The 10,391-nt window shown below is 68.0% G+C and carries 9 protein-coding genes; 2 read left to right on the plus strand and 7 right to left on the minus strand.

The window, feature by feature from the left end:
- Positions 1–3: 3 nt before the first annotated feature.
- Positions 4–1,110: a DUF2235 domain-containing protein gene (locus tag TSH20_RS08625; RefSeq protein WP_109074338.1), complete on the plus strand. Its 1,107-nt coding sequence runs from the start codon at positions 4–6 to the stop codon at positions 1,108–1,110.
- 76 nt (positions 1,111–1,186) lie between these two features.
- Here TSH20_RS08625 and upp read toward each other — a convergent pair whose 3' ends face one another.
- From upp to TSH20_RS08660, 7 genes are all read right to left on the minus strand, one after another.
- Positions 1,187–1,837 (minus strand): uracil phosphoribosyltransferase, encoded by a 651-nt coding sequence (upp, locus tag TSH20_RS08630; protein WP_085087593.1) that lies wholly within the window; start codon positions 1,835–1,837, stop codon positions 1,187–1,189.
- Between the two features lie 127 nt (positions 1,838–1,964).
- Positions 1,965–3,146 (minus strand): ATP-binding protein, encoded by a 1,182-nt coding sequence (locus TSH20_RS08635; RefSeq protein WP_348770415.1) that lies wholly within the window; start codon positions 3,144–3,146, stop codon positions 1,965–1,967.
- Between the two features lie 131 nt (positions 3,147–3,277).
- A complete protein-coding gene (locus TSH20_RS08640) occupies positions 3,278–4,186 on the minus strand; it encodes a diguanylate cyclase (RefSeq protein WP_109074340.1) in 909 nt (302 codons plus the stop codon).
- 95 nt (positions 4,187–4,281) lie between these two features.
- Positions 4,282–4,926 (minus strand): phosphoribosylanthranilate isomerase, encoded by a 645-nt coding sequence (locus tag TSH20_RS08645; RefSeq protein WP_109074341.1) that lies wholly within the window; start codon positions 4,924–4,926, stop codon positions 4,282–4,284.
- Complete coding sequence (gene pyrF / locus TSH20_RS08650) at positions 4,923–5,636, minus strand: orotidine-5'-phosphate decarboxylase (RefSeq protein ID WP_109074342.1); 714 nt, start codon at positions 5,634–5,636, stop codon at positions 4,923–4,925. Before pyrF ends, TSH20_RS08645 begins: the two co-directional genes overlap by 4 nt.
- Before the next feature lie 72 nt (positions 5,637–5,708).
- The gene (locus TSH20_RS08655) at positions 5,709–6,281 is read right to left on the minus strand and encodes a biliverdin-producing heme oxygenase (protein WP_247871072.1); all 573 of its coding nucleotides are present in this window, start codon (positions 6,279–6,281) and stop codon (positions 5,709–5,711) included.
- A gap of 19 nt (positions 6,282–6,300) precedes the next feature.
- Positions 6,301–8,199, minus strand: a complete 1,899-nt coding sequence (locus tag TSH20_RS08660) for an ABC transporter ATP-binding protein/permease (RefSeq protein ID WP_109074344.1) — start codon at positions 8,197–8,199, stop codon at positions 6,301–6,303.
- A 274-nt stretch (positions 8,200–8,473) separates the two neighbouring features.
- On the opposite strand from TSH20_RS08660, the gene TSH20_RS36120 reads away from it, so the two are divergent.
- A partial coding sequence (locus tag TSH20_RS36120) for a methyl-accepting chemotaxis protein (RefSeq protein WP_109074351.1) occupies positions 8,474–10,391 on the plus strand: 1,918 nt, incomplete at its 3' end.

Here is a 10,391-nt window from a genome sequence, read left to right on the forward strand (position 1 = left end):
AAGATGGCGAAGCGGATCGTCCTGTGTTTCGACGGCACCTGGAACACGCCGGGCAGCGGCAATCAGCCCGACAAGGACAACGAGGCGGCGACCAACGTCTGGAAATTCTACAAGTCGGTTCTCGACAACGCCCCCGACGGCACGGCGCAGGTCCGCTTCTACGATTCCGGCGTCGGCACCGACGACAAGGGCGGGTTCCTCCACGACTGGTTCGACAAGGTCTTCGGCGGCGCCTTCGGCCTCGGCATCGACGAGAAGATCAAGGACGGCTACCGCTTCCTCGCCTCGCATTACAACGACGGCGACCACGTCTTCATCCTGGGCTTCTCGCGCGGCGCCTACACCGCCCGCAGCCTCGTCGGCCTGATCCGCAACGCCGGGCTGCTGCCTGCCGACAAGCTGGACCAGACCGACGCGGCCTATGCGCTCTACCGCAAGCGGGACGACGGCCCGGACGTGGGCGAGGCGAAGCAGTTCCGCGACACCCATGGGTCGGCGCTGATCCCCATCCATTTCCTCGGCGTCTGGGACACGGTGGGCGCGCTCGGCGTGCCGCTCGGCATCTGCGAGCATCTGGACGAGGAACTGTACGGTTTCCATGACACCGAACTCAGCAGCCTTGTCCGCAACGCCTTCCAAGCGCTGGCAATCGACGAGCACCGCAAGACCTTCGCCGCCAACCTGTGGGATCCGAAGGCCAAGCCGGCGCAGCGGATGGAACAGCGCTGGTTCGCCGGTTGCCATTCGAATGTCGGCGGCGGCTATGACGACGACAAGCTGTCGGACATCACGTTGAAATGGATGATGGAGCACGCCGAATCCTGCGGCTTGGCCATCGACCCCATCTGGGTGCCGGAGGTGACGCCCGACAACGCGCTGGGCGCCATCGTGGATTCCTATGCCCGTTTCCTGGACGGGGTCGGCAAGCTGGTGGAGCCGCGCCATTACCGCCCGGTCTGCGTCCTGCCCTACAGCGAGGAGAATCTGCACGCATCGGTGCCGCACCGCGCCGCCGGCGATGCGGGCTATGCGCCGCCCAACATCGGCTACCGCAAGGCGCTGGTCCAGTTCGGCACCGTGCGGGAAGAGGAGCCGGCCACGGCGGGCTGAGCGGAAGTGCCCAACGAAAAACGGGGCGGAGCCGTCCTCCGGCGCCCGCCCCGTTTACCGGTCGCTTGAGCGATCCTTACTTGGTGCCGAACATGCGGTCGCCGGCGTCGCCCAGTCCGGGAACGATGTAGGCGTCCTCGTTCAGGTGGCTGTCCAGCGCGGCGGTGAAGACCTTCACGTCCGGGTGCGACTCGTGGAAACGGCGCACGCCCTCGGGCGCGGCGACCAGCGCCATGAAGCGGATGTTGTCGTCGTCGACGCCATGGCGGTTCAGCACGTCGCAGGCATGGGCGGCGGAGTTGCCGGTCGCCAGCATCGGATCGACGACGATGAACAGCCGCCCTTCGGCCGGCGGCAGCTTCACCAGATATTCGTGCGGCTGCTTGGTGTCATGGTCGCGATAGAGGCCGATATGCCCCTCGCGCGCCGACGGCACCAGCTCCAGCAGCCCGGCCGACATGCCGAGCCCGGCGCGCAGAACCGGCACGACCGCCAGCTTCTTGCCCAGGATGACCGGCGCGTCCATCGGCTGCAGCGGCGTCTCGATCCGCTCGGTGGTCAGCGGGATGTCGCGCGTCAGCTCATAGCCCATCAGCAGCGAGATCTCGCGCAGCAGGGTACGGAACCCGCCGGTCGACCGTTCCTTGTTCCGCATATGGGTCAGCTTGTGCTGGATCAGCGGATGGTCGAGGACGAACAGGTTGGGAAATTCGGGCAGGGTGCGCATGGAATCCGGATCGCGGCTGACGGTAAGGTTATCGCGATCCTAGCGCGTCAGGGGGGCCGGGGCCAAGGGGGCTGACCGGAGGGGCGCCGAACCGAACCATCTTTGAACGAGTCACCGGCTTTGCCTTTCAGCCCTGCCGCCGCATGAATTCGGCGAAAAGCGGGACGCTGAAATCCAGATATCCATGGTCGGAACTGAAGACCATACCTTTTGAAATAATGCTTGCCCGGGCCGGTCCCAGGGATTTTTGAGAACGCCCCATCGACTTGGCAATGTCCCCCATTGCGTAGGGACCATCGCCGAGTTGCGCCATCGCCTTGACGAACTGAACCTCAGCCTTCGTCAGGCGATCGACCCGAACCTTGAAGAAGCCCTCGTCCAACCGTGCGAGTGTCTCCACATAGGAACGCTCGACATCGGCGGCGGTGATTTCCGGCCCCGCCGAATTGTCCCATACGACCGAGGCCAATTCCTGGATGAAGAAAGGATAGCCCTTCGTTCGCTCATAAATGGCCTGCAATGCTTCCGGTGTGATCGAGGCGTCTTCATCGAGAACCGGCTTTTCGACGGCCTGGCCGGCGGAGACCGGATCCAACGCTCCCACGGACGGGTATTGAAACAGTCGTTCCGCGTATGACTTGGCCTCTCCCGCCAAACGGGCGATTTGCGGAAGACCGGCCCCGACCATCAGGACGGGCAGGCCATCCTGCGACGTGCGATGCAACGCGACAATGAGCGCAGACAGATCGGTGTCGGACAGGTATTGGACCTCGTCGATCAGAAGCAGCCAGCCACGCCCCGCCGCTTGGGCAGCCTTCCCGATCAAGGTGAACAGATCCGGCAGATCGTACTGGAGGTCGCCTGTTTCGGCCAGCCCGGGTTCAGGCTCCACCCCCACCTCGACACCGGCCATCTCGATCTTGAAGATCGATGCGAAGTTTCGCAGACCTTTGAGACCGCGTGTTGCAAGGTGCTTTGCCGCCTCCACGCCCGACAGCGACCTCATGACTTTCCGCATTTCCGGAAAAATCAGGCGTGCAAGGCTTTCCCCTTCCGGAGCCTCGGTTCGGGAGACAAGCAATCCCTCCCGTTCGGCATTCCGGCCGATCTCATTGAGCAGCACGGTCTTTCCAACGCCGCGCAGGCCCAGCAGCATCATCGGGCGTGCATTTCGTCCGTTCACGGCCCGGCCGCAGGAGATCCTTGCCATATCGAGAATGGCGGATCGGCCAGCCAGTTCCGGAGGGCGGCTGCCCGCCCCCGGTGCGAATGGATTGCGATAGGGATCCACTGGGCCTCCGCAAAGCACGCGATAGCTAGCGGTTTATAGCGAAGTCTAGCGCCAGGAACTAGACTTTCCTAGTCATCCCTAGATACGTCCGGAGCGCCAAAGCTGAAGCCCGGGTGACGGGCGAACCGGACAGGCGGAAAATGGCCGAATTACCCCCGCCCCGCCTTCGCCGCCGCCGGCTTCGGTTCCGGACGGTCGATGCCGTAGCGGATCACGCGGTTGCGGCCGGAATTCTTCGCCTGATAGAGCGCGCGGTCGGCGCAGACCACCAGATCGTCGACGGTCAGGTCGGACACCGCCTCCACCAGCCCGAAGGAGGCGGTGACGGGGATCATCCGGCCGTCGGGCAGCACCACCGGCGAGCGCATCAGGTCGACGCGCAGCCGTTCGATCACCTCATAGCCCTCGTCCAGCCGGGTTTCCTTCAGGCAGACCAGGAACTCCTCGCCCCCCATGCGGAAGGCCTCGTCGAAGCTGCGGACGCCGCGGCTGATGACGGCGGCGGTGGCGGCCAGCACCCGGTCGCCGATGTCGTGGCCATAGCTGTCGTTGATGCCCTTGAACTTGTCGATGTCGCACAGCGCGACGCAGAAGGGCTGCCCAGTGCGGCGGTAGCGGTTGTGCTCGCGCTCCAGCGCCTCGCCCATGCCGCGCCGCGTGCGCAGGCCGGTCAGCGGGTCCAGGCCGGAGGCGGCGGCGGCAAAGGCGCGCTCCATCCGGCGCAGGTGCAGCATGAACTCCTCGAAGCGGCCGACCACCCCCTCGAACTCGGCCTCGGTCGGCAACTCGCCGCCGGACGCCTTCAGCAGGATCAGCCGGGCCTGCCGGTGCATCTGCTCGTGCAGGGTCGCCAGCTTCTGCACCGCCGGCTGCTGCAGCAGGTCGTCGCGGCTGGCGGCCTGGCACCAGGCCTGGAAGGAGGCGGGGGCCGACGACCGCTCCCCGCCGCGACCGTCGCGGTAGAAAACGGCGCGCTGCCACTGGCCGATCCAGCGCAGATGCTCGTCGAGCACGGCGCCGAGCGCCTCGGTTGTGGACGGAGTGGTCGAATCGCTCATGGGCGCATCCTACCCGACGGCGCAAGGTCCCGCCATGCGACCAAGATAAGCCGTAGCATTCGTCTAAAACAGGGCGCTTTCGCCGAAAAACGGCCTCAAAGCGCCGCCACCGCCGACAGGAAGGCGCGGACCAGCGCCGGGTCCTTGTGGCCGGGGCGGTCCTCCACGCCGGACGACACGTCGACCTCGGCGGCGCCGGTGACCCGCACCGCCTCGGCGACATTCTCCACGGTCAGCCCGCCCGACAGCATCCAGGGGCGCGGCCAGCTGCGCCCGGCCAGGATCGTCCAGTCGAAGGCGATGCCGTTGCCGCCGGGCAGCGCCGACACCTTGGCCGGCGGCTTGGCGTCGAACAGCAGCCGGTCGGCGACCTCCGCCGCCTCCATCGCCAGGGTCAGGTCTTCCGGTCCGCCGATCTTGACCGCCTTCATCACCGGCAGGGCATAGCGGGCCTTGATCTCGACGATGCGGCGCGGCGTCTCGGCGCCATGCAGCTGGATCAGGTCGAGCGGGACCTGCCCGGTGACATGCTCCAGGAACTCGTCGTCGGGATCGACGAACAGCCCGACGGAGCGAACGCCGGTCGGCAGCAGCCGCGCCAGTTCCGCCGCCATCGGCGGGGCGATGGCGCGCGGGCTGCGCGGATAGAAGACGAAGCCGACATAGCGCGCTCCGCCGGCGACGGCGGCGCGCAGGCTTTCGGGCTCGCTCAGCCCGCAGATCTTGGCGGCGACGGTCATGCGGTCCCCTCAATTTCGGCGACGATGCGGCGGGCGGCGGCGGCCGGATCGGCATCGGCGGTGATCGGCCGGCCGATGACCAGATGGTCGGCGCCGGCGGCCAGCGCCTCCGCCGGGGTCATGATGCGCTTCTGGTCGTTGGTGGCGGCCCAGGCCGGGCGGATGCCGGGCACCATCAGGATGAAGTCGGGACCGCAGGCCGCGCGCACCAGCGCCACCTCGGCCGGGGAGCAGACGACGCCGTCCACCCCCGACGCCTTGGCCAGCTTCGCCAGCCGGACCACCTGATCGGCCACCGGCACCGACTGCCCAACGGCGCTAAGATCGCCTTCGTCCAGGCTGGTCAGCACGGTCACGGCCAGGATCTTCGGCCGCTCGGCCCCGGCGCTGGCCGCCGTTTCCGCCGCCGCGCGCATCATCGCCGGCCCGCCGGCGCTGTGGATGGTCATGAAGGCCGGCTTCAGCGGCAGCGCCGCGCGCACGCCGCCCGCCACCGTGTTGGGGATGTCGTGCAGCTTCAGGTCGAGGAACAGCGGCGGCCCGTCCTCCCCCACCACGGCGCGGACGCCGGCCGGCCCCTGGGCGATGAAGAACTCCAGCCCCAGCTTGATGCCGCCGACGGCCCCCGCCACCTGCCCGGCGATGCGGCGGGCGGCGTCGATCTCGGTGGTGTCGACGGAGCAATAGATGCGCGAGGCTGGCGCGGTCATGGGAAGGCGGTCTCCAGAACCCGAATGCGAATGGTCCGGCACCCTAGCAAGGGATCGGGCGGTACGCCAGTTTCAACCCCTCCGCTCCCCCATCCACTGCTCTGCCGTCCAGCGCTCCAGCGCCGCGAACAGCGCGGCGGCGGTGGCGCAGGCGGTGGCGAGCGCGGCCGGATCGGCAAGCTCCTCCTCCAGCCGCCCCATCAGCGCCTTCCACGCCCCGGCCATGTCCAGCCCATCTGACGCCAGGAAGCGCGCGCCGCGCCGGGCGTCGTAACCCAGCGCGCGGGTGATCCCCGGCAGCATCGCCCGCCCGCCATGGGCGGAGCCGTCCAGCACATAGCGCGCCGCCAACCGGGCCGGCGCGCTGTCCAGCGGCGGCAGGTCCGTCATCTCCGCCAGCCCGTCCGGATCGGTGCCGAGAACCCGCAGATCCTCGCGCAGCAGCGCCAGCCGCGCCGCCCCCACCCCCTCCCCCAGCGCCCGTTCCACCGGTGCGTTGAAGCCGTACAGCACGGCCAGCGCGCGGGCATACTCCTGTTGCGTGATGTCCGGCCGGACCAGCGGCTGCAACACCGCGGCCTTGTCCAGCCGGTCGTGAGTTTCCCGCGTCGCGTCGCGCAGCGCCTGCCTTGCCGGTCCCATCATGCGTGCTCCGCGCTTCCGCTCAGGTCGAGGCCAGCACGCCGGACAACGGCGCGGGTCCGCCGCCATCGGACGCCCCGGTGGCGGACTGGCTGGCTTCCTGCTGCCGCGTCCACAGGGCGGCATAGGCGCCACGGGCGGCCAGCAGGTCGGCATGGTGGCCGCGCTCGATCACCCGGCCGGCCTCCAGCACCAGGATCTCGTCGGCGTCGATCACGGTGGACAGCCGGTGGGCGATCACCAGCGTGGTGCGGCCGCGGCTGACCTCGCGCAGGTTGGCCTGGATTTCCCGCTCGGTGTGGGTGTCCAGCGCGCTCGTCGCCTCGTCGAACAGCAGGATCGCCGGGTCCTTCAGGATGGTGCGGGCGATGGCGACGCGCTGCTTCTCGCCGCCGGACAGCTTCAGCCCGCGTTCGCCCACCGTGGTCTGGTAGCCGTCGGGCAGCGCCATGATGAAGTCGTGGATGTGGGCCAGCCGCGCCGCCCGCTCCACCTCCGCCGGGCTGGCGCCGGGGCGGCCATAGGCGATGTTGTAGAAGACGGTGTCGTTGAACAGCACGGTGTCCTGCGGGACGATGCCGATGGACGCCCGCAGCGAGGACTGGGTGACGTCGCGGATGTCCTGCCCGTCGATCAGCACCCGGCCGCCGTTGACGTCGTAGAAGCGGAACAGCAGCCGGCTGATGGTGGACTTGCCCGCCCCGGACGGGCCGACGATGGCAACCGTCTTGCCGGCCGGCACGGTGAAGCTGACATCCTTCAGGATCGGCCGGCGCGGATCGTAGCCGAACTCCACCCCCTCGAAGCGCAGCTCCGCCCCATCGACCGCCAGCGGCTTCGCCTCGGGGCCGTCGGCCACCTCGCGGTCCACCGCCAGCAGCGTGACCATCGACTCGATGTCGATCAGCGACTGCTTGATCTCGCGATAGACGACGCCGAAGAAGTTCAGCGGCTGGTAGAGCTGCAGCAGATAGGTGTTCACCAGCACGAAGTCGCCCAGCGACATGCTGCCGTCGACGATGCCCTTGGCGGCCATGCCCATCACCACCGCCAGCCCCAGCGAGATGATCGCCGACTGGCCGACATTCAGCAGCGACAGGCTCTGCTGGCTGCGCACCGCCGCCTTCTCGTAGCTCTGCAGCGCGCCGTCGTAACGGCGGGCCTCATGCTCCTCGTTGCCGAAATACTTGACCGTCTCGTAGTTCAGCAGGCTGTCGATCGCCTTGGTGTTGGCCTTGCTGTCGGTGTCGTTCATCAGGCGGCGGAACTTGATACGCCATTCCGACACGAAGAAGGTGTAGAGGATGTAGCCCATCACCGTGACGAAGGTGGCCAGCGCGAACCAGATGCTGAACAGCTTCCACAGGATGGCGCAGACCAGCGCGATCTCCACCAGCGTCGGCACGATGGAGAACAGGGTGTAGCGCAGCAGCGACTCGATGGCCCGGGTGCCGCGTTCCAGCGAGCGGGTCAGGCCGCCGGTCTGGCGTTCCAGATGGAAGCGCAGCGACAGCGCGTGCAGGTGCCGGAACACCGACAGCGCCACCCGGCGGATGGTCCGCTGCGCCACGGTGGCGAAGACGGCGTCGCGCAGCTCGGCGAAGATCAGCGAGGTCACGCGGGCAAGGCCGTATGCGACGATCAGTCCCAGGGGGATGGTCACCGCCGCGCCCGGCCCGACACTCCCGCCCGCAGAGGCAGGCGTCAGCGCGTCCACCGCATGCTTGTAGAAGATCGGCACATAGACGTTGGCGACCTTGGCGCCGATCAGCAGCAGCATCGCCGCCACCACCCGGATCCGCGTTTCCAGGGAATCGCTGGGCCAGATATAGGGCGCCAGCGAGCGCATCGCGGCGCGCAGGTCGCCGGACGGGCGGGTGAAGGCGCTGTTTTCGGAGGTCGGCGGAAGGCTGCGGCGCATCTTCTTCTTCGGTGGTCTCTGCGGGTTTCGGGAAACCAGCCCAGGGAATGGGCCAGACCATGGCACCGCCCCGAAATGCTGTTCAGGCGACCTAACCTAGGGACCGGTGCGGCATCGTCAAAGCCCCGCGCCGCGACTTTGACACGATTTTGCCGCGGCCCAGGGACGCTTTCCCTGCATTTCCTTGCGCCATGGCAACGGACTGGAAACCATCTTCCTCTACCCTGCCGGGCGTATCGCGTTCGATCCGCACCGCAGACCAAGGCATTTGACCATGCAGAACGCCAGCTTCGCCGGCCGATTCAAGGTGGGCACCCGCATCCAGGTGGGGTTCCTTCTGATCCTCGTCCTCCTCGCCCTGGTGGCAGCACTCGGCGTACGGTCGCTGTCGACGGTGGAGGACGGATTCACCCGCTATGGGTCGGTTTCGGACAACTCGATCCGGATTTCCGACATCGACAGCCTGGTCGCGAACATGCGGCGCAACGTGGTCAACTATTCCTTCTCCGGCAACGACGCGCTGATCGCACCGACCCAGGCGCAACAGAGGACGCTGGGCGAGATGCTGCGTGCCGCCCGCGACGCGACGCTGGACGATGGCCGCCGTGCCAACATCGAGCGGATGATCCAGAAGATCGACAGTTACAGCGCCAATTTCAGCCAGCTGGTCAAGGCGCGCGAGCTGCGCGACCGGCTGGTGCCGGAAGAGCTGATGCCGCTGGGCATGAAGGCGCGCGAAGCCTTGAGCCAAGTGATGACCACGGGTATCGCCACCGGGAACTTCGAAGCCGCCGCCCACGCCGGACAGGCGCAGGAAACGCTGATCCTTGCCCGCCTGGGCTCGCAGCGCTTCCTGACCGAGCCGTCGGCCAAGGCCGCGGACGAGGTGCGCGGCCAGATGGACGGCTTCATCAAGGCCGCCCGCAAACTGGCCGATACCCTCACGGATCCGGCGCACAAACGCGCTGCCGAAGAGGCTGCCCAGACTGCCGGCCGTTACCTGGAAAGCTTCAACCGCGTCGTCACCGCCGTGAACGAGGCCCAGACGCTGGCCTTCACCACCATGAGCGCGGAGGCGGAGGAATTCGGCGATCTGGTGACGAAGACCGTCGCCTCGCAGAGCGAAGTCCGCAAGGCGATGCTGACCGGCGCGCAGAGCGACATGGAGACCACCACCAAGCTGCTGATCGGCATGGCGGTGGGCGCCTTCGTGCTCGGCATCCTGGTGGCGCTGATCACTGCGCGCTCCATCGTCCGCCCGGTGGTGCAGATGACCGGCACCATGACGGAGCTGGCCGCCGGCAACCTCGCCGTCGACGTGCCCGCCCTGGAGAACCGCGACGAGATCGGCAGCATGGCCAAGGCCGTGCTGGTGTTCAAGGACAACGCCGTCGAGAAGAAGCGGATGGACGAGGCCGAGCGCGAGCGGCTGGAGGCCGAGCGCCGCGCCGCCGAGGCCCAGCGCGCCCGCGAGCAGGCCATCGGCGAGGAGATCGCCGGCCTGATCGACGCCGTGTCGAAGGGCGACCTCGATCGCCGCATCGATCTGGCCGGCAAGGACGGCTTCTACAAGACCATGTCGCAGGGCATCAACCGCCTGACCGACACGGTGGAGGCGGTCATCGCCGACCTGGGCGAGGTGTTGAGCGCACTGGCCCAGGGCGACCTGAACCGCCGCGTCACCCGCGACTACCAGGGCGCCTTCGAGCGGGTGAAGACCGACGTCAACGCCACCTCCACCCGGCTGGCCGAGATCGTCGGCCAGATCACCCAGGCGGCCGAGACCATCGCCGCCGCCGCCGCCGAGGTGTCGCTGGGATCCTCCGACCTCGCCGACCGCACCGAGCAGCAGGCCTCCTCGCTGGAGGAGACCGCGGCCAGCATGGAAGAGCTGGGGGCGACCGTGCGCTCCAACGCCGAGAACGCCCAGCGCGCCAACGTGATGGCCGCCCAGGCCCGCGGCTCCGCCGAATCCGGCGGCGGCGTCGCCGGTTCGGCCATCGAGGCGATGCGCCGGATCGAGGAATCGAGCCGCAAGATCACCGACATCATCGGCGTGATCGACGAGATCGCCTTCCAGACCAACCTCTTGGCGCTGAATGCCGCGGTGGAGGCGGCGCGGGCCGGCGACGCCGGGCGCGGCTTCGCCGTGGTGGCGCAGGAGGTGCGGCAGCTCGCCCAGCGCTCCGCCC

Origin of the sequence: Azospirillum sp. TSH20 (genome assembly GCF_003115935.1) — a bacterium.
Classification (GTDB): Bacteria; Pseudomonadota; Alphaproteobacteria; order Azospirillales; family Azospirillaceae; genus Azospirillum.

What these genes read in the sequence shown, in the direction of transcription:
- TSH20_RS08625 (WP_109074338.1), top strand. Translation starts at nt 4, where the DNA reads ATGGCGAAGCGGATCGTCCTGTGTTTCGACGGCACCTGGAACACGCCG.
- pyrF (WP_109074342.1), bottom strand. Translation starts at nt 5,636, where the DNA reads ATGACCGCGCCAGCCTCGCGCATCTATTGCTCCGTCGACACCACCGAG.
- TSH20_RS08660 (WP_109074344.1), bottom strand. Translation starts at nt 8,199, where the DNA reads ATGCGCCGCAGCCTTCCGCCGACCTCCGAAAACAGCGCCTTCACCCGC.
- TSH20_RS08655 (WP_247871072.1), bottom strand. Translation starts at nt 6,281, where the DNA reads ATGATGGGACCGGCAAGGCAGGCGCTGCGCGACGCGACGCGGGAAACT.
- TSH20_RS08640 (WP_109074340.1), bottom strand. Translation starts at nt 4,186, where the DNA reads ATGAGCGATTCGACCACTCCGTCCACAACCGAGGCGCTCGGCGCCGTG.
- upp (WP_085087593.1), bottom strand. Translation starts at nt 1,837, where the DNA reads ATGCGCACCCTGCCCGAATTTCCCAACCTGTTCGTCCTCGACCATCCG.
- TSH20_RS08645 (WP_109074341.1), bottom strand. Translation starts at nt 4,926, where the DNA reads ATGACCGTCGCCGCCAAGATCTGCGGGCTGAGCGAGCCCGAAAGCCTG.